Origin of the sequence: Staphylococcus sp. GDY8P72P (assembly GCF_016890655.1) — a bacterium.
Taxonomy (GTDB): domain Bacteria; phylum Bacillota; class Bacilli; order Staphylococcales; family Staphylococcaceae; genus Staphylococcus; species Staphylococcus arlettae.
In genome coordinates this window covers 12,370-37,493 of the sequence record NZ_JAFEQJ010000017.1, presented here as the reverse complement: position 1 = coordinate 37,493, position 25,124 = coordinate 12,370, and the positions used below count along the sequence as shown (strand labels likewise).

Sequence of the window (25,124 nt, the reverse complement as noted above, 5' to 3'; positions counted from 1 at the left end):
TTATAGATAACCATACAATTGTAGTATTATCTACTGATATTACTTATTTACCTTTCGGTAAATATATGTTGTATTTATCTTCAATTATGTTTGTTTATAAAGGAGAAATTGTGGCGTATAATATAGATAACAAACAGGGGCAAAGCTTAGTAAATGATACATTGAATCAAATAGATATACCTGAGAATTGCATACTACATAGTGACCAAGGCAGTGTTTATACATCCTATGCTTACTATCAATTATGCGAAGAAAAAGTCATTATCAGAAGTATGTCCCGAAAGGGAACACCAGCTGATAACGCCCCGATAGAAAGTTTCCATTCCTCGCTAAAGTGTGAAACTTTCTACATAAACAATGAGCTCAATAGCTCTAACCAAATTGTAATAGATATTGTCGAAAATTACATTAAAAACTATAATAATAATCGAATTCAACAAAAACTAGGCTACTTATCCCCTAGAAAATATAGGGAATTAGCAGCCTAGAACATAGTGTTTTTATTAAGTTCTCATTCTAAGGGTTCAGCGCCATAATGTCCCAGTTTTTTTGTTATAAGATATCGTGTTGTAATTTATACAATAAAGGCTATTAATTTAAAAAACGATGTTGCTTAGCACATTGTTTACTTGAATTTTAATTATTGTACCATGATTGAAAAAGTATGAAAAAAGGTATAATAAAAGTATCATGTTCGAAAGAGGTGTGTTTAAATGCCTATAGTTTATTATGATGGCGGTTGTGTTTATTGTTATAATTTTGCAATATGGCTCATTCAAAATGGCTTATCACGGCGTTATCAATTTGCCAAACTAAAAAGTACAGCAGGTGACCAATTAAGACAAACTTTTCCAGAAGCAAACCGCTTCGATAGTGTAATATTACAAAATGGCGAACAACTACAATTTAAATCGGAAGCAATAGCTACGTTAATTTTTTCATTAACGAAATTTAAATGGTTAGGGGCTTTGTTAAAAGTTACGCCTAATTTTATTAGTAATATTGGTTATAATTTTTTTGCAGAGAATAGAAATAATATGTGGAAAACGCATTGGCATCAGCCTAATGCCTATGAACAATCGTTCTTTATTGACTAAAGTATAAATTTGTCAGTCGTAAAAGTAGGAAATGTAGAAACTCCACGTAATCATTAGTAAATTAGAATAATTCTAAATTATTATTGGAAAACAGTTTACAGATTAGAATAATTATTATATAATAATAAATGTAATCAAGAGAATAACGACATAAGAAGGAGAGAATTTAAATGACTAATAATGAAAATGTAATTAATGTATTAAATAAACAAGTTGCAAACTGGACAGTAGCTTTTACTAAGTTACACAATTTCCATTGGTATGTTAAAGGACCAAACTTTTTCTCACTACACACTAAATTTGAGGAATTATATGACGAAGCTAGTCAATATGTAGATGATTTAGCAGAACGTATTTTAGCTGTCGGAGGAAATCCAGTGGGTACGTTGAAAGAAAGTCTAGAGATGTCAATTATCGACGAAGCAGGTAAAGGCTATACTGCAGAACAAATGGTTTCTGAGTTATCTAAAGATTTTACAAATGTATCTAAACAATTAGAAGAAGCGATTGAAGTAGCATCTGATGCTGAAGACGATGTGACAGAAGATATGTTTATCGGTATGCAAACAAATATAGAAAAACATAATTGGATGTTAAAATCTTATCTTGGACAATAATAAAATTGATTAATAAAAAGCTGGGACATCAAAATATGATGTCCCAGCTTTTTTTATATTTTAAAATTCTATAAATAAAGTCTGTATTTTAAATTAGTCAGCGATTTCTAATGCTACTTCCATCATTTGCGTGAATGAATTTTGTCTTTCTTCAGGTGTAGTTGCTTCATTACGTAAAATATGATCACTTACAGTAAATATACCTAAAGCTTTTTTATTGGCATGTGTTGCATTAAGATAAAGTGCCGCAGATTCCATTTCAATTCCTAAAATTCCCATACGTTGCCATCTAGCATTAAACGTTTCGTCAGCGTTGTAGAATGTATCAGAAGAAAGAATATTACCAACGTGTGTCACCGCGCCTAAGTTATCTGCTTGAGCTTTAGCTTTTGCAACTAAATCAAAATCAGCAAGTGGTGCAAAATGACCTGGTAAATTGTATTGATCTACATAATCTGAGTTAGTAGAAGCGCCTTGAGCAATAATAATGTCATAAAGGTTAACATTGTCCTGTAATGCACCACATGACCCAATACGAATAATTGTATCAACATCAAAGAAATTATAAAGTTCATAAGAGTAAATCCCAATGCTTGGAATTCCCATACCTGAACCCATAACAGAAACTTCTTTTCCTTTATATGTTCCTGTATAGCCAAACATATTTCTTACTTCATTAAACTGTTCTACATTTTCTAAAAAGTTTTCAGCGATATATTTTGCACGAAGTGGGTCGCCTGGCATAAGTACTGTTTTAGCAATTTTCTTTCCATTTGGTTGAATATGAGCTGTCCCTTGTGTCATTTTTATCTTCTCCTTTTAATTCATTAGTTATTTAAAGATAACATATGTTTATTAATTTTGCTTTTTTTTGTAAAATAATAGATGAGCTAATCATTTCATATGAAGCGAGATATTAAAAGTGTACATAAAAAGTTGTATAAAGGGAAGTGCAATAACGAGTAGGAAAAGTATTATGGCGTTATTACTTTTAGTTTTTACTTTGACCATGTACATTTTAATAAACACATTAGGAGGACTAAATTATGAATTATGCAAAATTTATCGATCACACATTATTAAAACCGGACTCTACGAGAGCACAAGTTGATACTATTTTAGATGAGGCTAAACAATACGGATTTAAATCTGTATGTATTAATCCAACTCATGTAAAATACGCTGCTGAGCAATTAGTAAATACTGAAGTGTTAGTATGTACTGTTATTGGATTCCCATTAGGTGCATCAACTACAGAAACAAAAGTTTTTGAAACAGAAAATGCTATTGCACATGGTGCATCTGAAATTGATATGGTAATTAATATTGGGGCATTGAAAGATCAACGCTTTGAAGAAGTTCAAAAAGATATCGAAGGTGTTGTAGGCGCAGCTAATGGTAAAACTGTAAAAGTAATTATTGAAACATGTTTATTAACTGACGAAGAAAAAGTTAAAGCTTGTGAATTAAGTAAAGCAGCGGGTGCTGACTTTGTGAAAACATCAACTGGATTTGCCGGCGGTGGAGCAACAGTTGAAGATGTACAATTGATGAAACAAACGGTTGGAGATGCATTAGAAGTAAAAGCTTCTGGTGGCGTACGTAATTTAGAAGATTTTAATAATATGTTAGAAGCAGGAGCTACACGTATTGGAGCAAGTGCAGGCGTACAAATTATTCAAGGTTTAGAAAGCGACTCAGATTATTAAGTAAAATAGCAAAAATTAGGGATTTGTGTTTTGGAGAAACTATGTAATTGTACATAGTCATAAAGGGAGGCTACACAAATGAGAATGGTAGATGTAATTGAGAAAAAAAGAGATGGCAAAGTATTAACAACAGAAGAAATACAATTTTTTATTGATGGGTATACAAAGGGAGATATTCCTGATTATCAAGCGTCTAGTTTAGCGATGGCTGTTTATTTTCAAGATATGAATGATGATGAACGTGCGGCACTTACTATGGCCATGGTTAATTCTGGAGATGTTATCGACTTATCAAATATTGAGGGAATTAAAGTCGATAAACATTCTACAGGGGGCGTCGGCGATACTACAACATTGGTTTTAGCTCCATTAGTAGCATCTGTTGGTGTTCCTGTTGCGAAAATGAGTGGTAGAGGACTTGGACATACTGGAGGTACAATTGACAAATTAGAATCAGTAGAGGGCTTTCATGTGGAAATTACTGAGGACAAATTTACTAAACTAGTCAACGAATCAAAAGTAGCTGTCATTGGACAAAGTGGAAATTTAACACCTGCAGATAAAAAATTATACGGTCTACGTGATGTAACAGGCACAGTAAACTCAATTCCATTAATCGCATCTTCTATAATGAGCAAGAAAATTGCTGCAGGTGCAGATGCAATTGTACTAGATGTAAAAACTGGTAATGGCGCGTTTATGAAAACTATAGAAGAAGCAGAAGCATTAGCACATGCTATGGTGCGTATCGGTAATAATGTAGGGCGTAAAACGATGGCAATTATTTCTGATATGGGCCAACCACTAGGAAATGCGATCGGAAATGCACTTGAAGTTAAAGAAGCAATCGAAACATTACAAGGCAAAGGACCAAAAGATTTAACAGAACTCGTTCTAACTTTAGGTTCACAAATGGTAGTTTTAGGTGGTAAAGCAAAAGATTTAGAAGAAGCTCGTGCTTTGTTAAAAGAAGCGATTAACAATGGTTCAGCTTTGGAAAGATTCAAGCAATTTTTAGAAAATCAAGATGGTGATAGCTCAGTCGTAGACGATGTTAACCGTTTACCACAAGCAACTTATCAAATTGAGTTGCCAGCTGAAACTGACGGTGTGGTTACTGAAATTATTGCTAATGAAATAGGCGTGGCCTCAATGTTACTTGGTGCAGGTAGACAAACGAAAGAAGATTCCATTGATTTAAGCGTAGGTATCGTCTTAAATAAAAAAGTTGGAGATAGAGTTGCTCAAGGTGAGTCTTTATTAACAATTCACGCCAATAGAGAACAAGTTGATGATGTAATAGAAAAGTTACGTGCTAGTATTTCAATTAGCGACAACGGTTCGGCACCAACATTAGTACACAAAGTTATTACAGAATAGGAGTGGAAATTATGACTACACCATTTAAACGTATTCATTTAATAGTTATGGATTCTGTAGGAATAGGTGAAGGTCCAGATGCAAAAGCTTTTAATGACGAAGGAAGTCATACATTAAAGCACACATTAGAAGGGTTTTCACAAGATTTACCTAATTTGCAAAAATTAGGCTTAGGGAATATTGATGCTTTACCTGTAATCGATAAAGTGGAACAACCACAAGCATTTTTTACTAAGTTGAGTGAAGCATCAGTTGGTAAAGATACGATGACAGGTCATTGGGAAATTATGGGCCTAAATATTATGCAACCATTTAAAGTATACCCGGACGGCTTTCCTGATGAGCTTGTGCAAGAAATTGAAGCACTAACTGGACGAAAAGTTGTAGCAAATCGTCCTGCCTCTGGAACTCAAATTATTGATGAGTGGGGAGAGCATCAAATGCAAACAGGCGATTTGATCGTATATACCTCCGCAGACCCAGTGTTACAAATTGCGGCACATGAAGATATTATTCCTTTAGAAGAACTCTATGATATTTGTGAGAAAGTACGAGAATTAACTAAGGACCCTAAATATTTGATTGGGCGAATTATTGCTCGACCTTATGTAGGTGAACCAGGACAATTTACACGTACTGCTAATAGACATGATTACGCGTTGAAGCCATTTGGTCGTACAGTAATGAATGAACTAAAAGATGCTGACTATGACGTAATTGCGTTAGGCAAAATAAATGATATTTATGACGGTGAAGGTGTAACAAAAGCTGTTAGAACAAAAAGTAATATGGATGGCATGGACAAATTGATTGACACAGCTAAAGAAGATTTTAGTGGTATTAGCTTTTTAAACTTAGTTGATTTTGATGCGCTATATGGTCACAGACGTGATAAACCAGGATATGCACAAGCAATCAAAGATTTTGATGAGCGTTTACCAGAATTAATTGATGTTTTACAAGAGGATGATTTGGTCATAATTACAGCAGACCACGGTAATGACCCGACTGCTGATGGTACTGATCATACTCGAGAATATATACCAGTGCTAATGTTTAGCCCTAAAATCAATAAATACTATGAATTGAGACAAGATGATACGTTCAGTTCGATAGGTGCTACAATTGCTGATAATTTTGATGTACAACTGCCAAAATATGGCAGCAGTTATTTAGCAGAAATGGGCATTGAAAAATAATCGTATAGTAGGAAACAGCCGATCTCGCCATATATGAGTTAGGCTGGTACTATGAGCTACAATAGCTAGATTAGTTCAATTCTTATACTATTTAAAAATATAAAAAAGCGTAAGCCATAATGTTTATGGCTTACGCTTTTTTGTTAATTACTATAAATATTATGCCATTGATGACGTTCATTTAAGAAGGTTTGTGCAATTGTTTTGGCACCTTCAAGTGAATGACTTGCAGCCCAACCACATTGAACTTCGTTACACGCAGGAACCTCGGTAGCACTTAACACATCATTTAAAGTTTTTTCAACAATATTTAACACATCTTCATAGTTATCATGATTAATAAATGAAGCATAAAATCCGGTTTGACAACCCATTGGACTGACATCTACAACTTTGTCAGAATGATTGCGGATATTTTCTGCCATTAAATGCTCTAATGAATGTAATCCTGGCATGTCCATATGTTCTTTGTTTGGTTGCTTGAAGCGAATATCGTATTTATGGATAACATCACCGTTTTGGCCTTCCATTTTCCCGGCTAAACGGATATACGGTGCCACAACTTTAGTGTGGTCTAAATTAAAGCTTTCTACGTTCATTTTTGGCATTAAAAAACCCTCCTAAATTTATACATATAATTTATTGTAACAAGCACGCATGGCAATTACAATTTTCAGTAAATAGTTAGAAAATTAATGACAAAAATAGTTAAACCCGATAGAATGAGTAATAATTAGACTAGATTTTCATTATGCAAAATAATTGCGAGCAATTTTAACTATGGAAAAATTATTAAATAGAATTATTACTTAAGAAAGCAGGGTAGAGATAGTATGGAATATAAACAAACAATATTAGACTATATAGAAAACAATAAGCGGCATTATATTGAAATGAGTCATCAAATACATCAACGCCCGGAGCTAGGTAACGAGGAAATATTCGCGTCACGTACATTAATTGAGCACTTAAAAAAAGAAGGTTTTGATATTGAAACGGATCTTGCAGGTCATGCTACTGGATTCATCGCTAGATATGAATCTACTAAACCGGGACCTACAATAGGTTTTCTTGCAGAATATGATGCTTTGCCAGGATTAGGACACGCATGTGGTCATAATATTATTGGCACAGCTAGTACATTAGCAGGTGTTGCGTTATCTAAAGTAATAGATCAAATTGGTGGAACGGTAATTGTTTTAGGGTGTCCAGCTGAAGAAGGTGGTGTCAATGGTAGTGCTAAAGCTTCGTATGTGAAAGAAGGTATCATTGATGAGTTAGATGTGGCACTCATGGTGCACCCCGGAAACGAAACCTATAAGACGATTAATACATTAGCTGTAGATGTTTTAGATATTAAATTTTATGGTAAAAGTACACATGCTTCAGAAAATGCAGATGAAGCGCGTAACGCTTTAGATGCAATGATTTCATATTTTAACGGTGTAGCACAACTTAGACAACATATTAAAAAAAGTGAACGTGTACATGGGGTAATTTTAGATGGGGGCAAAGCGGCCAATATTATTCCGGATTATACACATGCTAGATTTTATACACGTGCGACAACACGTAAAGCTTTAGATCAGTTAACAGAACGTGTTGGACAAATAGCCAAAGGCGCGGCACTTCAAACTGGTTGTGATTATGAGTTTGGCCCTATTCAAAATGGTGTTAATGAATTTATAAAAACCCCAAAATTAGATGATTTATTTGCCAAGTATGCTATTGAAATGGAAGAAGAAGTTATCGATGATGATTTTGGTTATGGTTCGACTGATACTGGCAATGTTAGCCATATAGTACCGACGATACACCCTCATATTAAAATAGGTTCTAGAAACTTAGTTGGACATACACATCGTTTTCGTGAAGCAGCAGCTAGCACTCATGGAGACCAAGCTTTGTTGCGTGGTAGTAAAATTATCGCTTTAATGGGATTAGATTTAATTATAAATGAGCAATTATTCGAAGAAATTGTAGAACAATTTCAATATGTAAAGGGGCATACGAAATGACAAATAGAAGTTCGCTACAGACTAAGTTAATGCTTAGCGATCTTTATGCGAGTAATACAGTATATACATCTAGACCTTCATATATATCCAATCCATGGTTAGATCCAGAAGAACATCAATCTAATTTTTTAACGGGAAGAGAATTGATTATTGCTGATAACATGCCAGTAATTGTTCACAAGGCAAGTGTAACAGATAAGTTAGAACAACTTTTTGCAGAAATTGGGAAATCGTTACCTCAAAATGTTTATACATTTAGTGATAAATCATCGTATGAAATGTTATTAAAAAACTTAGTGAAGGAACAACAAAAAACTATTTACTTTCAGTATATTCATGATCCATCATTATTATCTAAAGAAGCTTATGCCTTAGATAAAGATATTTTTGTTGCATTAAATAATAAAGCTAAAATTCCAAAGTGGACAAATGATAAATATTTACCACAACGTGAAGTGGTTGCATTTGAAGCATGTGAGGAACGTGTTCAAGCATGGCAATTCCCTTTTGTTATAAAACCAGGTGATGATTTACCGACAGCAGGTGGTTATGGAGTCATGATTTGCTATAACGATACCGACTTAAGCAAAGCTATACAACGAATACGAGATGCAAAGTCAGCTACTAAGCAACTTATTATTGAACAAAAAATAGAAGCAGTAGCTAACTACTGTGTCCAATTTGCTTATTCACACAACACTGGAGTGCAATACATTGGAGCAGCTGAACAAATTACAAATGATTATGGCTTTTATCATGGTAATCAAAATGTCAACAATGTACCATCACATGTAATTAAAGCTGGTGAGGAAATTATGAAGAATGGTGTAGCACAAGGTTTTTTTGGTATAGCAGGATTTGATTTACTTGTTGATAAATTTGGAGACGTATACGCTATTGATTTAAATTTTAGACAAAATGGTTCAACTAGTATGTTACTATTAGAACCATCATTAAATAAAGGTTATCATAAATTTTATAGTTATGTTGCAAGTAAAGATAATGCGAAGTTTTACCAGACAATTTTAAAATATGTAAAACAAGGTGTATTATTCCCGTTGTCATATTACGATGGTGATTGGTTTGAACATGAAGCGGTTAATTCACGATTCGGATGTATATGGCATGCTTCAAGTAAAGAAGAGGTAGAAAGCTTAGAATCCTTGTTTTTAAAGGAAGTATCAACTTAATTTATAGCGTGTATTGTTAGAGAAATTAAATTCGTACATTGACTATATTTGTTGTCTTAGATATATTTTAATTATAAACAAAAATGAAATGAGGTGTACGTAGTGTCATATAAAACGTATACATTTTATCAAGATATCTTGATAACTGAAGTGTTCTATGTTGCGACTAAAAATAAGAAAGCATTCAAGCATGAGGTATTAGGTAAAAATACAATTTGTATGTGGACGCAAAAAGATAAAGCAGAAACGTTTCTATCTAAAGAGGATATTGATTATGATGAAATTAAAGCTTTAGATATTGATAAATTTGTTACGTACGAATTGGATAACGTTTTTAAAGAAGGCGACGAAGTATTAATTAATCCTACAAGTACTAACGATGGAGAACTTGTAAATATTATTAATAGTACTAATGAATTAATGAGTGATCTAGACAATATTAGATTAAAAGAATTTAATAATGCAGTGGTTGCTACAGATGAGGTGTACGGTTTAACATCCAAAAATAAAAAGGAATTTATTTTAATTAGTGATGATGAACATGAAAAACCTAATATCATGCCTGTATGGAGTAGTCGTGAACGTGCAGAACGCGTGAGAGATGAAGATTTTGAAGAATGTGATATTATTGAAGTTGAAGGTGAAGTTTTTGCGGAATGGCTAGATGAGTTAAGAGACGATGACAAAGCTGTTGCCGTTGATTTAAAACCGGGCGTTATTGGAACGGTTGTGTCAGCACAAAAACTTATAGATAAAATAACATTTTAAATAAACTTTAACTTAAAAGACGAAATTTTGTTATGACAACAAAATTTCGTCTTTTTGAATTGTTATAAATTAAGTGTACCTAGCGCACCGGAAAAGGCACCGTTTTCAACATAAAAAGGTTTAAATCCTCTTAAAATGGTATAGTCCTCAACTACTTTTTGGAGTAAGTTATTATTATAAAATGATGAGCCAATAAAGACTACATTGTCAGTATTATGTTCCCTAGCTACAGTAATTGCCATAGTAGTTACAACTTCACCAACCACACCCATGACAGAAGCAAGTTTATCTGCATCAGTAAAGTTATCATTTAAATTATGAAGTACGTTACCGAAATTTGCAGCTGTTAAATCACCCGGTATAGGAGGCGTACTATCTTGATAAATATGCTTTACTTTTAAATCGATGATGTCACGATTTCCATTTTGTGCAGTGTTTGTTAATGTTTCATAATCTTGTATTTGAGTCAGTAAATAGCCCAAACCTTGAATCATGCCGCCACCTGCGCCAATGCCACCAACACGTTGCTGACTTTCACCATTATAATAGTGCAATGATGTACCTGTACCTACATTCGTAAAGATGTAGTCATCTAAAAAATGACCTTGTTCATTTAACAGAATTTTTAAACCTTGAGCAGCAGCATCAAATTCTACAAAAATACGCGATGAAGTTTTTAAACGATCTTTTATAGTTGCTGCATGTCCTCCGGTAAGGCTGATATCCGTACAGTCTATATTATTTAACCAGTGAATAACATCATCAATTTCAGAAGTTAATTTAGTTTTATAAGTTCTGTTGCCTTGTTCATCAATAACAATTTTTATCAACGTTCCCCCAGCATCAATGCCGATTTTCATTTATTGCTCACCTCAAAAAATTTACATTATACATTATATTATAATAAAATGAAGGAAAATAAAATATCAAAATCAAAGGTGCTTACAAAATATAGTAGTTAAGGTTATTTACGGTAAAATGTCTGCCGGACTGTAGAGTTTTATCAAAGTATGATTCGGGAAACGTTGGAGCATGCTGAAGTTATGTTAGTTTTCGATGAGGTAGAGGAACTAACTACTATTTAACAAAAATGAAGTACAAGTAATAAACTTTATGGTGCTGTAATAAACGTTTTGAAAGCAATGCGCGGACATATGAAAATACAGTAGGTCATTCATTTGGTTTTTGAATTACGTATATAACTGTTATTGAGCAAAAGATTAAGATATATGGATTATCTATTTGATATTTGTGGTATTTAAATATCATGAAATAAATTAAGCAGGGGATTATTTATGGTTATTAAAAAACAATTTAAAAATATTACAGTTCAACCATTTGAAGAACAATATAGAACAAAGCTTTATGATTTTGAATTAAGTGAAAGACAACAAATTTATTCGTCTTTACCTAAAACAGTGTTAGATGATGCGATAAAAGATGAGGACAGAATTGCGAATATCGTACTTAATGAACAAAATAAAGTCATAGGTTTTTTTGTCTTACATCAATACTATCAACATGAAGGGTACGATACCCCTAAAAAAGTGGTTTATGTTAGGTCATTGTCGATTAATGAAAAATATCAAGGCAATGGTTATGGAACAAAAATTATGATGTTTTTACCACAATATGTTCAATATTTGTTCCCTGAATTTAATCATCTCTATTTAGTAGTTGACGCAGAAAATAAAGGGGCATGGAATGTATATGAACGTGCAGGATTTATGCATACTGCTACTAAAGAAGAAGGACCAATAGGGAAAGAGCGACTCTACTATTTAGATTTAGATTCTAAATATGTTTCATCTTTAATGTTAAAATTGAATCAGGATGATGTAAAATATGGTATACACATGATTGATTTGTTGAAAGATGGACAAAAAGTTGGTTTTATAGGTGTAGAGCAACATGAAGAACGATTAAATATTACTTCAATTGAAGTAGACCAAGCACAACGTTCAAGTGGCATCGCTCAGAGTGCATTAAGACAATTGTCGACGTTTGTGAGAAAATATTTTGAAGGTGTAAATGTAATAACTATTACTCTATATGGTGAACGAAATGAACTGGATACATTATGCTTAAATAGTAATTTTGTTGAAGTAGAATCTGGCGATGATTTTAGTATTTTTGAAAAATATATCAATTACTAGTTTAGATTGCGAAATCAATACTTGTCATTTATAGTTGAGTTTTGTTACTATTAGTTGAGTAAAAAGAGAACTTTATAGATAAAGCCTGTGAAAGGAAGTTTATGAGCTATGAGAATACAAGATTATACTAAAGAAATGGTTGATGAGAAATCATTTATAGACATGGCCTATACGTTATTAAACGAAAAGGCAGATACAATGAATTTATATGATATTATTGATGAGTTTAAAGAATTAGGCCATTATGAAGATCAAGAAGTCGAAGATAGAATTGTACAATTCTATACAGATTTAAATACTGACGGTCGCTTTTTGAATGTTGGGGAAAATGTATGGGGCTTACGTGATTGGTATTCTGTTGATGACATCGAAGAGAAAATTGCACCAACGATTCAGAAGTTTGATATTTTAGATGATGAAGATGAAGAAGACAAAAACTTGAAATTATTAGGCGAGGATGAAACAGAAGAAGAAACTGTACCTACTGAAGATACAAGTGATGAATTAGCTGATCCTGAAGATGAAGAAGTAGACGAAGAAATAGATGAATCTGAAATTGTTATTGATGAAGATGATGAAGACCTAGACGATGAAGAAGAAGAACAAGACGAATTTGACGATGAAGAAGAATAAAAATTTATTCTGTCAGATTTAATTGACTTTTCCTGTGAAAATGATAAAATTTTATTCGGGCTCCTTTAAATAGGACGACGTGTATAAACTATACGCTCCCCCTTACAGTTATGTGAGAGGGAGCTTTTTTTATTTTGTTAAAACTTTAAAATCATTGAGATGTAAAATAATAGTAATAATGTTTATTGTAGTTCAAAAATGCAGTAAAATGGTTGATTATGACATTTCCTATTTCAATGTATCACCCCTTATACGTAGTAAATATTAGGATTATCAATTGCAATACTTTTAATATTGTTTGAATAATAGGAGGACATGAAATGACAAAATTTATTTTTGTAACTGGTGGCGTAGTTTCTTCATTAGGTAAAGGAATCACTGCAGCCTCATTAGGTAGATTACTAAAAGACAGAGGATTGAAAGTAACAATTCAAAAATTTGACCCATACTTAAACGTAGACCCAGGTACGATGAGTCCATATCAACATGGTGAAGTGTTTGTAACAGATGATGGTGCAGAGACTGATTTGGATTTAGGGCATTATGAACGTTTTATTGATATTAATTTGAACAAGTATTCAAATGTGACGGCAGGAAAAGTTTACTCTCACGTTTTGAAAAAAGAACGTAGAGGTGATTATCTTGGTGGGACTGTCCAAGTCATTCCTCACATTACTAATGAAATTAAAGAACGTTTATTATTAGCAGGAGAGAGTACGAATGCCGATGTTGTAATTACCGAAATAGGTGGGACAACTGGTGATATTGAATCATTACCATTCATTGAAGCAATCAGACAAATTCGTAGTGATCTAGGTAGAGAAAATGTAATGTATGTACATTGTACTTTATTACCATATATTAAAGCAGCTGGAGAAATGAAAACAAAACCAACACAACATAGTGTGAAAGAGCTGCGAGGACTAGGTATTCAACCTGATTTGATTGTAGTTCGTACTGAGTATGAGTTAACACAAGACTTAAAAGATAAAATTGCATTATTCTGTGATATTCAAAAAGAAAGTGTTATTGAATGTCGTGATGCTGATTCACTATATGAAATTCCGTTACAATTAAGTCAACAAGAGATGGATGATATTGTTATAAATCGTCTAGAATTGACACCAAAATATGATACTCAATTAGATGAGTGGCAGTTTTTATTAGACACTGTTAACAGTTTGGATGGGACAATAACAATTGGCTTAGTTGGTAAATATGTCAGCTTACAAGATGCTTATCTGTCAGTAGTAGAATCATTAAAACATGCGGGTTACCCGTTCAAAAAAGATATCAATGTGAAGTGGATTGATTCAAGCGAAGTTACAACTGACAATGTAGCAGATTACTTAGGAGAAGTTGATGGCATTTTAGTTCCAGGTGGCTTTGGTTTCAGAGCAAGTGAAGGTAAAATTGCAGCGATTCAATATGCGCGTGAAAACAACGTTCCTTACTTTGGTATCTGTCTAGGTATGCAATTAGCTACAGTTGAATTTGCGAGAAATGTCTTAGGTTTAGAAGGGGCTCATTCTGCTGAATTAGACCCAAATACGCCACATCCTATTATCGATTTATTACCAGAACAGAAAGATATTGAAGATCTAGGAGGTACATTGAGATTAGGTTTATATCCTTGTCATATTCAAGAAGGTACGCTTGCACATCAAATTTATAATGAGACAGATATTGAAGAAAGACATCGTCATCGTTATGAATTTAATAACGAATATAGAGCACAACTTGAAGAACATGGAATGGTATTTTCAGGTACAAGTCCAGATGGTAGATTAGTCGAAATGGTAGAAATACCAGAAAATGATTTCTTTGTGGCTTGTCAGTTCCACCCAGAATTTTTATCTCGTCCTAATCGTCCTCAACAAATCTTTAGAGCATTTATTGAAGCGTCATTAAAACATCAACAACAATAAACTTATAAGAAGAGGCTGGGACAATATTGATTCGTCCTACTCTCTTTTCATATTGGCAGTAGCTGACTGTATTGAAAATGGGCTTCAAACCAAGCTTTTTCAATGCTAGTCATCCTTATATTTAAAAGTTTATGAAATTGACCGTGCATACTTGCCTGGGGTATGGTTCGAGCCTGTAGTCTCTTACACATACTGAACACCCATGCGTGCTCGACTGAGGATATAAATAGGGGTAAAACAAGAACTTGGTTTTGTATTAAAGACATTTAAAAATAAAGAAAACGTCAATTTCTATATCTGCTTAATAGAAATTGGCGTTTATTTTTTATTATAGCTATTTATGTCTCGGACTTTTCTTAAATTTGATTTGGACACCACTAAATGTAATAAATCAGTGCAGCCATAAAGCGATTTATTAATCGTTGATGTTGAGTTCTAAATCTCTCGTCATTTCAATCATTTGCGTATAAATCTCATAATAAATGTAGTTAAAAGCCATTGGATGAGGTGTGATGATTTTATCATAATCTTCAGTATAGACGATTGGTCGTGGTGTCTGTAAATTAACAAAATGGAATAAATGATCCGGAAAATCCTCAGTTTTCGGTTTGTTACAAATTAGAACAAAATCAATATCTAAGTTGATAAGTGTATGCACATCTTGCGCTACTTCATCTGTATAAAAAGGAGCGAATAAGAAGACTCTATCGGTTGAATCAAGCGCTTCTGTCATAGTGATCGAGGATAATAAGTCGCTAGATTTTAGTTTTTCATTACTGTTAGTTATAAAGGATTCATAAAATTTCAAATCATCATAACCCTTAACATAGACTGTGCCTTCACCGCCAACTGCTTGTATCAAACATTGTGCAGCCATTTGGATATCTAATGATTGGTCTTCTAAACGATTAAATATACCAGTAATTTGTGTATTTAATATTTTAGACATGTAATTCTCCTCCGTTCTGATTTCCATTTCATTGTAATTAATTCATGTTTGGAATGCAATAAATGGTAAATTTAAGGAATAATTATAGTAAAATTAACAATTTTTTAAATAAAAACGCTTACAATTCATTGGAAGAATGCATAAGTTAATAAACTCTGCTATAATTAGATTGTAAAAATACGTGCTTAATGCACTCAAGGAGGAACTTTCATGCCTTTAGTTTCAATGAAAGAAATGTTAATTGACGCAAAAGAAAATGGTTATGCAGTTGGTCAATACAACTTAAATAACTTAGAATTTACTCAAGCTATTTTACAAGCTTCTCAAGAAGAAAATGCACCAGTAATCTTAGGAGTATCTGAGGGTGCTGCTCGATATATGGGTGGTTTCTACACAGTAGTTAAAATGGTAGAAGGTTTACTACATGATTTCGAAATTACAATCCCTGTAGCTATTCATTTAGACCACGGTTCAAGTTTCGAAAAATGTAAAGAAGCGATTGATGCTGGTTTCACATCTGTAATGATCGATGCTTCTCACTCACCATTCGAAGAAAATATAGAAATCACTTCTAAAGTCGTTGAATACGCTCATGCTAATGGCGTTTCAGTTGAAGCTGAATTAGGTACAGTAGGTGGACAGGAAGATGACGTTGTAGCTGAAGGCGTGATTTACGCTGATCCTAAAGAGTGTCAAGAACTAGTTGAAAGAACTGGTATCGATACTTTAGCTCCTGCATTAGGTTCTGTACACGGACCATATAAAGGTGAACCTAAATTAGGATTTAAAGAAATGGAAGAAATTGGAGCATCTACAGGCTTACCGTTAGTACTACATGGTGGTACTGGTATCCCAACAAAAGACATCCAAAAAGCTATTCCATACGGTACGGCTAAAATCAATGTAAATACAGAAAACCAAATTGCTTCAGCAAAAGCTGTTCGTGAAGTATTAAACAAAGATCAAGAAGTTTATGATCCTCGTAAATACTTAGGACCAGCTCGTGAAGCAATTAAAGAAACAGTTAAAGGTAAAATTAGAGAATTTGGTACTTCTAACCAAGCTAAATAATTAGTATATTTTCTAGCAAACAACTATTATACATCTGTATAATAGTTGTTTTTTTATGTTATAATATACTCGCATTAGTGATATATTTATTTGTTTTTTGTAAAACATATTAAATTAATAAAAAATGTAATAATTAAATGGTTGAAACTAAAGATGTACGGGAATTGTAACTAATATGAAATATAGTGACATCGAATTGTTAAGGTTTTTAATTGATGTTTTTTGCATTGGGCATCAAATTAATTTATAATGCACATATTGTGTAAAATCAGAATTTTTCATTGATAGGCAAAGGAGAACATGCGAATGGCTCAAGAAGTGATAAAAATTAGAGGTGGTCAAACACTAAGTGGAACGGTAAATAATCATGGCGCGAAAAATAGTGCAGTGGCAATTATCCCAGCTGCAATTCTTGCAGAGGATGATGTGACTATTAGTGGTTTACCAGAAATTTCAGATGTTAATACGTTAGTAAGTTTGTTAGGCGATTTAAATATAAATACTACATTAGAAGGCTCAACTTTAAATGTTGATCCAAAATCAATAGAGAATGCTCCTTTACCCAACAATAAGGTAGAATCATTACGAGCGTCTTATTATATGATGGGCGCAATGTTGGGTCGTTTTAATAAATGTGTTATTGGATTACCAGGTGGATGCCCATTAGGACCAAGACCGATTGATCAACATATAAAAGGCTTTAAAGCTCTAGGTGCAGAAATTGATGAATCAAGTGACACATCTATGAAACTCGTTGCAGACAAATTAGTAGGAGCAAATATCTTTTTAGATATTGTAAGTGTTGGAGCAACTATTAATATTATGTTGGCTGCTGTTCGAGCAGAAGGGCAAACAATTATCGAAAATGCTGCAAAAGAACCTGAAGTCGTGGACGTAGCTGCATTTTTATCAAGTTTAGGTGCGGATATTAAAGGTGCTGGTACAAGTACAATTAAAATTAATGGTGTTTCAAAGTTACATGGTTCAAATCATCAAGTGATACCAGATCGTATTGAAGCCGGTACATATATGTGTATTGCAGCAGCTTGCGGTGATGATATTAAATTAAATAATATTATTCCAACGCATATAGAACCTTTAGCTGTTAAAATGAAAGAATTAGGTGTAGATATCCAAGTGGATGACGATAGTGTGTCGATAAAACGAAATACACCTTATAAAAGTGTAGATATTAAAACTATAGTTTACCCAGGGTTTGCAACTGATTTACAACAACCTATTACCCCGCTACTATTTTTAACTGAAGGTGTATCATTCGTCACAGAAACTATTTATCCTGCACGTTTCAGACACGTTGAAGAATTACAAAAAATGGGTGCTAATATTCATTCTGCAGATGGTACAGCTACTATTAAACCATCCCAATTAAAAGGTGCTGAAGTTTATGCAAGTGACTTGAGAGCGGGAGCATGCTTAATAGTTGCAGGATTATTAGCAGAAGGTGTAACTACAATATATAATGTGAAACATATTTATAGAGGTTATACGAATATAGTGAAAACACTTTCTGCATTAGGTGCAGATATTTGGACTGAAGAAATATAAAAAATGTGGTATAATAAATATACTTGATAGAGATCAAGAGTAAAAATCGAAAGCTGATTAGAGGTGAAAATGATGGAGGTATGTCCGTATCTTGAAGAAACTTTTAAAATTGTCGGAAGAAGTTGGAATGGACTTATCATAAATTATTTATCTAGATGTTCAGAACAATCAGCGCATTTTTCCGATATGAAACGTGACTTAAAAACTATTACACCTAGAGCACTGAGTATAAAGTTGACTGATTTAAGCGAATGGGGATTAGTAGAAAAGAAAGTGATTTCTACAAGCCCGATGAACATCATATATGAATTAACAGATAAAGGTTATGCATTATCACAAGCTTTAGTGCCAATGGAAAAGTGGGCACAAGAATACATTGAACTAGAACAACAGAAATAAAATAATATGAACGAGGCTGGGACAATATTGATTCGTCCTAGTCTTTTTTTATGGGCAGTAGCTGACTGGATTGAAAATGCGCTTCAAACCAAGCTTTTTTCAATACTAGTCATCTTTGCCGGGGTGTTAATACTGATTTATGTATACACGAAATGACGATTGAGACTATAGCTTAGGTCAGAATGAGCATATTTGTTTAAATATCAGTCATGTTAGTTACAATGTGGGTAGAATGAATTAAGGAGTGAGCTTATAATGAGAAATTACACTAAACAATATATCAATGGTGAATGGATTGATAGTGCAAGCGGTGAAAATATTGAAGTGATTAATCCTGCTACCGAAGAAGTAATGGGTACTATTGCTAAAGGTAATAAAGCAGACGTAGATAAAGCAGTGCAAGCAGCGGAAAATGTATATGTTCAATTCAGAAATAGCTCAATCGAAGAACGTAGAAATTTATTAGATAAAATTGTAACAGAATATGAAAATAGAAAAGAAGATTTAGTAGCAGCTATTCGCGACGAATTAGGTGCTCCAACAAAAGTTGCTGAAAATGTACATTATCAAATGGGCTTAGATCATTTCGTAGCAGCTCGAGATGCACTTGATACGTTTGAGTTTGAAGAACGTCGAGGCAATAATTTAGTTGTTAAGGAAGCGATTGGTGTAGCAGGCCTTATTACACCATGGAACTTCCCGACAAACCAAACTTCATTAAAACTTGCTGCCGCATTTGCAGCAGGTAGTACAGTAGTACTAAAACCTTCAGAAGAAACGCCTTTTGCTGCTATAATTTTGGCAGAAATATTTGATAAAGTTGGCGTTCCTAAAGGCGTATTCAATTTAGTTAATGGTGATGGTTCAGGTGTAGGTAACCCATTAAGTGAGCATCCAAGTGTTAGAATGATGTCCTTTACTGGTTCTGGACCAACAGGAGCTAAAATTATGGAAAAAGCCGCTAAAGACTTTAAAAAAGTATCATTAGAATTAGGTGGTAAATCACCTTACATTATATTAGATGATGTAAATATTCAAGAAGCGGCACGTGCAGCGGTAATGAAAGTAGTTAATAATACAGGCCAAGTTTGTACGGCAGGTACTAGAACACTCGTGCCAGAAAGTATTAAAGCAGATTTTCTTACTGCAGTAAAAGAAGAGATGGCTAACATTAAAGTTGGTGATCCGACAGATAGTGAAACTCAAGTAGGTCCAATAATTAGTAAAAAACAATTTGATCAAGTTCAATCCTATATTGATAAAGGTATTGAAGAGGGTGCAGAGTTATTATATGGTGGTCCAGGAAAACCAGAAGGATTAGACAAAGGTTATTTTGCAAGACCAACAATATTTAACAATGTCGATAACCAAATGACAATTGCACAAGAAGAAATTTTTGGTCCAGTGATGTCTGTCATCACATACAATGACTTAGATGAAGCAATAGCTATTGCAAATGATACAAAATACGGTTTAGCTGGATATGTATATGGTGAAAACTTAGATAACTTGCGTAAAGTCGCACGTTCAGTTGAAGCAGGTACTATTGAAATAAATGAAGCAGGTCGTAAACCAGACTTACCATTTGGTGGTTATAAACAATCAGGTATTGGTCGCGAATGGGGAGACTTTGGTATTGAAGAATTCTTAGAAGTTAAATCTATTGCTGGCTATTATCAAGAGGGCTAAAATATCACTATAAAATAAAACTTTAATGATTAACTATGGCTTATATTGTTTATTGATTTGACTATATATGATCAAGTTTTAAGTTACTAGAGAGCGATGCTAAGGAATCAAATATGCACTTTGATTTCTTACTCGCTCTTTTTTTGCATATTTTTAATTACTGAAATAGATTTTGTAATTAAAAAGAAAATTTGCTATAGTTATACAATGAATAGCGACAAAAATAGGCTATTTAAATAAACTTTTTTATGAAATGGGTGCAAGATAATGCCTGAAAAAGCACGTACATCTCCACAGTACGAATCATTCCACGAACTATATAAGAATTACACTACTAAAGAACTCACTCAAAAAGCAAAAACATTAAAGCTTACCAACTATAGTAAATTAAATAAAAAAGAACTTGTGTTAGCTATTATGGAAGCACAAATGGAAAAAGATGGAAATTACTATATGGAAGGTATCCTTGATGATATTCAACAAGATGGTTATGGCTTCTTGAGAACTGTTAACTATTCAAAAGGCGAAAAAGATGTATATATTTCAGCCAGTCAAATTCGACGTTTTGAAATTAAACGTGGAGACAAGGTTACTGGAAAAGTAAGAAAACCAAAAGACAATGAAAAATATTATGGTTTGTTACAAGTTGACTTTGTTAATGATGAAAACGCTGAAGAAGTTAAAAAAAGACCTCATTTCCAAGCTCTCACACCACTTTATCCAGAGGAACGTATTTTATTAGAAACTACTAAAAATCGTTATTCAACTAGAGTAATGGATTTAATAACTCCAATTGGTTTAGGCCAACGTGGACTTATTGTTGCGCCACCAAAAGCCGGTAAAACTTCACTATTAAAAGAAATAGCCAATGCTATAGCAACGAATAAACCTGATGCAGAATTGTTTATTTTGTTAGTTGGAGAACGTCCGGAAGAAGTTACTGATATTGAACGTTCTGTTGAGTCAGCAGAAGTTGTACATTCAACTTTTGATGAACCGCCTCAACACCATGTGAAAGTAGCAGAACTTCTATTAGAGCGTGCCAAACGTTTAGTTGAAATTGGTAAAGATGTCATTATTTTAATGGATTCCATTACACGTTTAGCGCGTGCGTACAACTTAGTTATTCCACCTAGTGGCCGTACTTTGTCAGGTGGTTTAGATCCAGCTTCACTTCACAAACCGAAAGCTTTCTTTGGTGCAGCACGTAATATTGAAGCGGGTGGTAGTTTAACAATACTTGCTACCGCACTCGTTGATACAGGTTCTCGTATGGACGATATGATATACGAAGAGTTTAAAGGTACTGGTAATATGGAATTACATTTAGATCGTAAATTAGCTGAACGAAGAGTCTTCCCAGCAATTGACATTGGTCGTAGTTCTACAAGAAAAGAAGAATTGTTAATTTCACCAAAAGAATTAGAATCATTATGGCAATTGAGAAATATGTTTACTGATTCCCTTGATTTTACAGAACGTTTTATTCGTAAATTAAAACGCACTGATGATAACCATACCTTTTTCTTACAACTACAAAAAGCAGCAGAAGAAAGCACAAAGACAGGTAAACCTATCATTTAATTGTTTGATTAAGCACATGCTATATATGGTTATCGATACAACTTTTATGAAACTTTAGATAAAGGGTTGTGTTTTTCAATAATAGCAATTATAATTGTTTAGTATTGGGTAAAAAACTCACAAATAACTCTGTTCCAGATGGTTCAGGGCAAAGGAGCTGAAAAAAATGAGACAAAATATTCATCCTGAATACCACAAAGTTATCTTTTTAGATACTACTACAGATTTTAAATTCTTAAGTGGTTCAACAAAAACATCATCAGAAACTATGGAATGGGAAGACGGTAACGAATATCCAGTTATTCGTTTAGATGTATCTTCTGATTCACATCCATTCTACACAGGACGTCAAAAATTCGCTGCTGCGGATGGACGTGTGGAACGTTTCAACAAGAAATTCGGTTACAAATCAAGCAACAGCTAATAGTAGTTGTTATAACGCATCCTCATATTTATATGAGGATGTTTTTTGTTTTATAATGATAATTATTAAAGTGTATGATTTGCTTTTTATTATAAATTTGATTAAAAACAGTTATCAATTTTTAAAGATTTCTGCACGCTAAATATGATATAATAAACCGATTATGTTTTGAAAAAGGTGGAGCTCATAATGTATGAAACTTATCATTCCGGGTGGATTGAATGTATTACTGGAAGTATGTTTAGTGGCAAGTCTGAAGAGTTGATTCGTCGACTGCGTAGAGGTGTTTATGCTAAACAAAAGGTTGTGGTATTTAAACCTGCAATTGATGACAGATACCATAAAGATAAAATTGTTTCTCATAATGGTAATGCCATAGAGGCAATTAACATTACTACAGCTTCTGAAATTTTAAGACACGACTTATCTGAAGTTGATGTTATTGGTATAGATGAAGTTCAGTTTTTCGAGGACGAAGTTGTGAATATTGCAGAACAACTTGCTGCAAGAGGACATAGAGTAATCACAGCTGGATTAGATATGGATTTTAGAGGGAAACCGTTCAAGCCAATACCAGAATTATTGGCAGTGAGCGAAGTAGTAACTAAATTACAGGCCGTGTGCGCAGTGTGCGGCGCATCATCTAGCAGAACACAACGTTTGATTGATGGTAAACCTGCGAAGATAGATGATCCAATAATTTTAGTTGGCGCAAATGAAAGTTACGAACCTAGATGTCGAGCACATCACATTATCGCACCAAGTGATGAGAAAAAGGAGGAAATGTAGTGTTTGATCAATTAGATATTGTTGAAGAAAGATATGAACAGTTAAATGAGTTACTAAGTGATCCAGAAGTAGTAAATGATTCGAATAAATTAAGAGCCTATTCTAAAGAACAGGCGGATTTACAAAAAACTGTAGATGTTTATAGAGAATATAAGCAAGTCAATGAAGATCTTTCTGAGTTGGAACTAATGTTGCAAGATACAAAAGATAAAGATGAAATTGAGATGCTGAAAGAAGAATTGCACAATAATAAAGCACGTGTGCCTGAATTAGAAGAAGAGTTGAAATTCCTACTTATTCCTAAAGATCCGAATGATGATAAAAACGTTATCGTGGAAATTCGAGCAGCAGCTGGTGGAGATGAAGCAGCGATTTTTGCTGGTGATTTATTAAGAATGTATTCACGTTATAGTGAAACACTCGGTTATAAAACGGATATAGTAGAGATGAATGCTAGTGACCACGGTGGTTATAAAGAAGTTAGCTTTATGATTCAAGGGCAAGGTGCATATTCTAAATTAAAATATGAAAATGGTGCACACCGTGTTCAGCGTGTGCCTGAAACAGAATCAGGAGGACGTATACATACGTCTACAGCTACAGTAGCTGTATTACCTGAAGCAGAAGACGTTGAAATAGAAATACGTAATGAAGATATTAAAATTGACACATATCGTTCTAGTGGTGCAGGTGGTCAACACGTAAATACAACAGATTCAGCAGTAAGAATTACTCACTTACCTACAGGTACAGTAGTAACGTCGCAAGATGAAAAATCTCAAATTAAAAACCGTGAAAAAGCAATGAAAGTGTTAAAAGCGCGTGTTTATGACATGAAGGTACAAGAAGAACAAGCTAAATATGCTTCGGAAAGAAAATCAGCTGTTGGTACTGGTGATCGTTCTGAACGTATTAGAACGTATAACTATCCTCAAAATCGTGTGACGGATCATAGAATTGGTTTAACCATACAAAAGTTAGATCAAATTATGGAAGGTAAAATTGATGAAATTATTGATGCGTTAACACTTTCAGAACAAACTGAAAAATTGAAAGAACTTAACGATGGTGAACTTTAAGACATATATTGAGCATGCTAAGGCGCACTGTTCAACATTAGGCTACGAAACTTCAAGGGTAGATTGGTTAATAATGGATTTAATGAATTGGTCACGTTTAGACATGGTACTTCATTCTAGTGAGCAATTAACCGCAACAGACAAGGAAAAATTAGATAATGCTTTAAGTCGTTTATATCAAGGGGAACCGGTACAATATATTGTTGGTTTTCAAACATTTTATGGTGAACGATTTACTGTCAATGAAAATTGTCTGATTCCTAGGCCAGAAACAGAAGAGGTTATGTTGCATTTTTTAAACATGTTACATGCTGGTGATACCATTGTAGATATTGGTACGGGTAGTGGTAATATACCGATTATGTTAAAAAAGTTAATGCCTACCTTAAATGTTTATGCTACCGACATTGCATCTGAGACGTTAGAGATTGCTCGGCAAAATGCAAGACAACATGAAGTAGATATTCAGTTTTTGTTAGGTGATACATTAAATCCTTTAATTGAGCAAGGGATTAAGTTAAACGGTTTGATTTCAAATCCGCCCTATATTGAAAATAATGAAGCAACACTGATGAGTGATACGGTATTAGACTACGAACCACATCGCGCATTATTTGCTGAGGATAACGGTTTAGCTATCTACAAAGCAATATTACGAAATTTACCAGCAGTTTTATGTGAAGGTGCACCTGTTGTTTTTGAAATAGGACACAACCAAGGTGATAAATTATGTGAGATAATCAATGAACTGTATCCACATATTAAAGTAGCAGTTTTGAAAGATATTAATAACAATAATCGAATAGTTTCATTTAGATGGTAAGAAGTTATGTATTTTATGTGTATGTCACATAACTGCATAACTTTTTATTATATTTT

General features: G+C 33.6%; 25 protein-coding genes. 21 read left to right on the top strand and 4 right to left on the bottom strand.

The features are described 5' to 3' along the window. The 3 genes from JVU85_RS07690 to JVU85_RS07680 form a co-directional block, all read left to right on the top strand. Window positions 1-488 (top strand): DDE-type integrase/transposase/recombinase (locus tag JVU85_RS07690; protein WP_204172260.1); only part of this gene is annotated, 488 nt, incomplete at its 5' end. A gap of 225 nt (window positions 489-713) precedes the next feature. Then, a complete protein-coding gene (locus JVU85_RS07685) occupies window positions 714-1,097 on the top strand; it encodes a thiol-disulfide oxidoreductase DCC family protein (protein ID WP_002510364.1) in 384 nt (127 codons plus the stop codon). Between the two features lie 170 nt (window positions 1,098-1,267). Continuing rightward, the gene (locus JVU85_RS07680) at window positions 1,268-1,714 is read left to right on the top strand and encodes a Dps family protein (protein WP_002510365.1); all 447 of its coding nucleotides are present in this window, start codon (window positions 1,268-1,270) and stop codon (window positions 1,712-1,714) included. A 93-nt stretch (window positions 1,715-1,807) separates the two neighbouring features. On the opposite strand, the gene deoD is transcribed toward JVU85_RS07680, so the two are convergent. Continuing rightward, window positions 1,808-2,518: a purine-nucleoside phosphorylase gene (gene deoD / locus JVU85_RS07675; RefSeq protein WP_002510366.1), complete on the bottom strand. Its 711-nt coding sequence runs from the start codon at window positions 2,516-2,518 to the stop codon at window positions 1,808-1,810. Window positions 2,519-2,760: 242 nt separating this feature from the next. Between deoD and deoC the strand changes: the two genes are divergently transcribed. The 3 genes from deoC to deoB all read left to right on the top strand — a co-directional run bounded on the left by deoC (window position 2,761) and on the right by deoB (window position 6,002). Next, on the top strand, window positions 2,761-3,423 hold the full coding sequence (deoC, locus tag JVU85_RS07670) for a deoxyribose-phosphate aldolase (protein ID WP_103388810.1): 663 nt from the start codon (window positions 2,761-2,763) through the stop codon (window positions 3,421-3,423). Window positions 3,424-3,501: 78 nt separating this feature from the next. After that, entirely contained in the window at window positions 3,502-4,803 is a 1,302-nt protein-coding gene (locus tag JVU85_RS07665; protein WP_107373943.1) for a pyrimidine-nucleoside phosphorylase, read from the top strand. 11 nt (window positions 4,804-4,814) lie between these two features. Then, entirely contained in the window at window positions 4,815-6,002 is a 1,188-nt protein-coding gene (gene deoB, locus JVU85_RS07660) for a phosphopentomutase (protein WP_002510370.1), read from the top strand. A 143-nt stretch (window positions 6,003-6,145) separates the two neighbouring features. Here deoB and JVU85_RS07655 read toward each other — a convergent pair whose 3' ends face one another. Then, entirely contained in the window at window positions 6,146-6,610 is a 465-nt protein-coding gene (locus JVU85_RS07655) for an S-ribosylhomocysteine lyase (RefSeq protein ID WP_002510371.1), read from the bottom strand. A gap of 225 nt (window positions 6,611-6,835) precedes the next feature. Here JVU85_RS07655 and JVU85_RS07650 point away from each other — a divergent pair, with 225 nt between their 5' ends. The 3 genes from JVU85_RS07650 to JVU85_RS07640 all read left to right on the top strand — a co-directional run bounded on the left by JVU85_RS07650 (window position 6,836) and on the right by JVU85_RS07640 (window position 9,978). Next, a complete protein-coding gene (locus tag JVU85_RS07650) occupies window positions 6,836-8,020 on the top strand; it encodes a M20 family metallopeptidase (protein ID WP_002510342.1) in 1,185 nt (394 codons plus the stop codon). Beyond that, a complete protein-coding gene (ldmS, locus tag JVU85_RS07645; RefSeq protein WP_204172259.1) occupies window positions 8,017-9,210 on the top strand; it encodes an L-aspartate--L-methionine ligase LdmS in 1,194 nt (397 codons plus the stop codon). Before JVU85_RS07650 ends, ldmS begins: the two co-directional genes overlap by 4 nt. A gap of 102 nt (window positions 9,211-9,312) precedes the next feature. Continuing rightward, window positions 9,313-9,978: a DUF2750 domain-containing protein gene (locus JVU85_RS07640; RefSeq protein WP_021459005.1), complete on the top strand. Its 666-nt coding sequence runs from the start codon at window positions 9,313-9,315 to the stop codon at window positions 9,976-9,978. Between the two features lie 62 nt (window positions 9,979-10,040). On the opposite strand, the gene coaW is transcribed toward JVU85_RS07640, so the two are convergent. After that, window positions 10,041-10,838, bottom strand: coding sequence for a type II pantothenate kinase (gene coaW / locus JVU85_RS07635; RefSeq protein ID WP_021459004.1), 798 nt, complete (start codon window positions 10,836-10,838; stop codon window positions 10,041-10,043). 435 nt (window positions 10,839-11,273) lie between these two features. Here coaW and JVU85_RS07630 point away from each other — a divergent pair, with 435 nt between their 5' ends. From JVU85_RS07630 to JVU85_RS07620, 3 genes are all read left to right on the top strand, one after another. Further along, on the top strand, window positions 11,274-12,134 hold the full coding sequence (locus tag JVU85_RS07630) for a GNAT family N-acetyltransferase (RefSeq protein ID WP_002510337.1): 861 nt from the start codon (window positions 11,274-11,276) through the stop codon (window positions 12,132-12,134). A 108-nt stretch (window positions 12,135-12,242) separates the two neighbouring features. Beyond that, window positions 12,243-12,767 carry a DNA-directed RNA polymerase subunit delta gene (gene rpoE, locus JVU85_RS07625; protein WP_002510336.1) on the top strand — a complete coding sequence of 175 codons (525 nt, stop codon included), beginning with the start codon at window positions 12,243-12,245 and terminating at the stop codon, window positions 12,765-12,767. 320 nt (window positions 12,768-13,087) lie between these two features. Beyond that, window positions 13,088-14,695 (top strand): CTP synthase, encoded by a 1,608-nt coding sequence (locus JVU85_RS07620; protein ID WP_002510335.1) that lies wholly within the window; start codon window positions 13,088-13,090, stop codon window positions 14,693-14,695. Between the two features lie 415 nt (window positions 14,696-15,110). On the opposite strand, the gene JVU85_RS07615 is transcribed toward JVU85_RS07620, so the two are convergent. After that, complete coding sequence (locus JVU85_RS07615) at window positions 15,111-15,644, bottom strand: DUF2529 family protein (protein WP_107377897.1); 534 nt, start codon at window positions 15,642-15,644, stop codon at window positions 15,111-15,113. Between the two features lie 210 nt (window positions 15,645-15,854). On the opposite strand from JVU85_RS07615, the gene fdaB reads away from it, so the two are divergent. The 9 genes from fdaB (at window position 15,855) to prmC (ending at window position 25,068) form a co-directional block, all read left to right on the top strand. Then, complete coding sequence (gene fdaB, locus JVU85_RS07610; protein ID WP_112369274.1) at window positions 15,855-16,715, top strand: class IIb fructose-bisphosphate aldolase FdaB; 861 nt, start codon at window positions 15,855-15,857, stop codon at window positions 16,713-16,715. Window positions 16,716-17,021: 306 nt separating this feature from the next. Next, window positions 17,022-18,281 (top strand): UDP-N-acetylglucosamine 1-carboxyvinyltransferase, encoded by a 1,260-nt coding sequence (locus tag JVU85_RS07605; protein WP_002510332.1) that lies wholly within the window; start codon window positions 17,022-17,024, stop codon window positions 18,279-18,281. Window positions 18,282-18,353: 72 nt separating this feature from the next. Next, window positions 18,354-18,680 (top strand): winged helix-turn-helix transcriptional regulator, encoded by a 327-nt coding sequence (locus JVU85_RS07600; protein WP_002510331.1) that lies wholly within the window; start codon window positions 18,354-18,356, stop codon window positions 18,678-18,680. A 255-nt stretch (window positions 18,681-18,935) separates the two neighbouring features. Continuing rightward, window positions 18,936-20,369 carry an aldehyde dehydrogenase family protein gene (locus JVU85_RS07595; protein WP_002510330.1) on the top strand — a complete coding sequence of 478 codons (1,434 nt, stop codon included), beginning with the start codon at window positions 18,936-18,938 and terminating at the stop codon, window positions 20,367-20,369. Window positions 20,370-20,636: 267 nt separating this feature from the next. After that, window positions 20,637-21,953, top strand: coding sequence for a transcription termination factor Rho (gene rho, locus JVU85_RS07590; protein ID WP_002510329.1), 1,317 nt, complete (start codon window positions 20,637-20,639; stop codon window positions 21,951-21,953). Window positions 21,954-22,119: 166 nt separating this feature from the next. Then, the gene (locus JVU85_RS07585; protein ID WP_002510328.1) at window positions 22,120-22,377 is read left to right on the top strand and encodes a type B 50S ribosomal protein L31; all 258 of its coding nucleotides are present in this window, start codon (window positions 22,120-22,122) and stop codon (window positions 22,375-22,377) included. 189 nt (window positions 22,378-22,566) lie between these two features. Then, complete coding sequence (locus JVU85_RS07580) at window positions 22,567-23,166, top strand: thymidine kinase (protein WP_002510327.1); 600 nt, start codon at window positions 22,567-22,569, stop codon at window positions 23,164-23,166. Continuing rightward, entirely contained in the window at window positions 23,166-24,245 is a 1,080-nt protein-coding gene (gene prfA, locus JVU85_RS07575) for a peptide chain release factor 1 (protein WP_002510326.1), read from the top strand. Before JVU85_RS07580 ends, prfA begins: the two co-directional genes overlap by 1 nt. After that, complete coding sequence (gene prmC, locus JVU85_RS07570; RefSeq protein WP_021459000.1) at window positions 24,232-25,068, top strand: peptide chain release factor N(5)-glutamine methyltransferase; 837 nt, start codon at window positions 24,232-24,234, stop codon at window positions 25,066-25,068. The genes prfA and prmC overlap by 14 nt, the downstream gene beginning before the upstream one ends. Window positions 25,069-25,124 lie beyond the last annotated feature (56 nt).

Excerpts from the sequence above, each read along its gene's own strand:
- JVU85_RS07585 (WP_002510328.1), top strand. The coding sequence starts at position 22,120 with ATGAGACAAAATATTCATCCTGAATACCACAAAGTTATCTTTTTAGAT.
- rpoE (WP_002510336.1), top strand. The coding sequence starts at position 12,243 with ATGAGAATACAAGATTATACTAAAGAAATGGTTGATGAGAAATCATTT.
- ldmS (WP_204172259.1), top strand. The coding sequence starts at position 8,017 with ATGACAAATAGAAGTTCGCTACAGACTAAGTTAATGCTTAGCGATCTT.
- JVU85_RS07655 (WP_002510371.1), bottom strand. The coding sequence starts at position 6,610 with ATGCCAAAAATGAACGTAGAAAGCTTTAATTTAGACCACACTAAAGTT.
- JVU85_RS07600 (WP_002510331.1), top strand. The coding sequence starts at position 18,354 with ATGGAGGTATGTCCGTATCTTGAAGAAACTTTTAAAATTGTCGGAAGA.
- JVU85_RS07580 (WP_002510327.1), top strand. The coding sequence starts at position 22,567 with ATGTATGAAACTTATCATTCCGGGTGGATTGAATGTATTACTGGAAGT.
- JVU85_RS07685 (WP_002510364.1), top strand. The coding sequence starts at position 714 with ATGCCTATAGTTTATTATGATGGCGGTTGTGTTTATTGTTATAATTTT.
- JVU85_RS07630 (WP_002510337.1), top strand. The coding sequence starts at position 11,274 with ATGGTTATTAAAAAACAATTTAAAAATATTACAGTTCAACCATTTGAA.
- rho (WP_002510329.1), top strand. The coding sequence starts at position 20,637 with ATGCCTGAAAAAGCACGTACATCTCCACAGTACGAATCATTCCACGAA.
- JVU85_RS07680 (WP_002510365.1), top strand. The coding sequence starts at position 1,268 with ATGACTAATAATGAAAATGTAATTAATGTATTAAATAAACAAGTTGCA.
- deoC (WP_103388810.1), top strand. The coding sequence starts at position 2,761 with ATGAATTATGCAAAATTTATCGATCACACATTATTAAAACCGGACTCT.
- JVU85_RS07620 (WP_002510335.1), top strand. The coding sequence starts at position 13,088 with ATGACAAAATTTATTTTTGTAACTGGTGGCGTAGTTTCTTCATTAGGT.
- JVU85_RS07615 (WP_107377897.1), bottom strand. The coding sequence starts at position 15,644 with ATGTCTAAAATATTAAATACACAAATTACTGGTATATTTAATCGTTTA.
- JVU85_RS07650 (WP_002510342.1), top strand. The coding sequence starts at position 6,836 with ATGGAATATAAACAAACAATATTAGACTATATAGAAAACAATAAGCGG.
- prmC (WP_021459000.1), top strand. The coding sequence starts at position 24,232 with ATGGTGAACTTTAAGACATATATTGAGCATGCTAAGGCGCACTGTTCA.
- coaW (WP_021459004.1), bottom strand. The coding sequence starts at position 10,838 with ATGAAAATCGGCATTGATGCTGGGGGAACGTTGATAAAAATTGTTATT.
- deoB (WP_002510370.1), top strand. The coding sequence starts at position 4,815 with ATGACTACACCATTTAAACGTATTCATTTAATAGTTATGGATTCTGTA.
- deoD (WP_002510366.1), bottom strand. The coding sequence starts at position 2,518 with ATGACACAAGGGACAGCTCATATTCAACCAAATGGAAAGAAAATTGCT.
- fdaB (WP_112369274.1), top strand. The coding sequence starts at position 15,855 with ATGCCTTTAGTTTCAATGAAAGAAATGTTAATTGACGCAAAAGAAAAT.
- JVU85_RS07595 (WP_002510330.1), top strand. The coding sequence starts at position 18,936 with ATGAGAAATTACACTAAACAATATATCAATGGTGAATGGATTGATAGT.
- JVU85_RS07665 (WP_107373943.1), top strand. The coding sequence starts at position 3,502 with ATGAGAATGGTAGATGTAATTGAGAAAAAAAGAGATGGCAAAGTATTA.
- JVU85_RS07605 (WP_002510332.1), top strand. The coding sequence starts at position 17,022 with ATGGCTCAAGAAGTGATAAAAATTAGAGGTGGTCAAACACTAAGTGGA.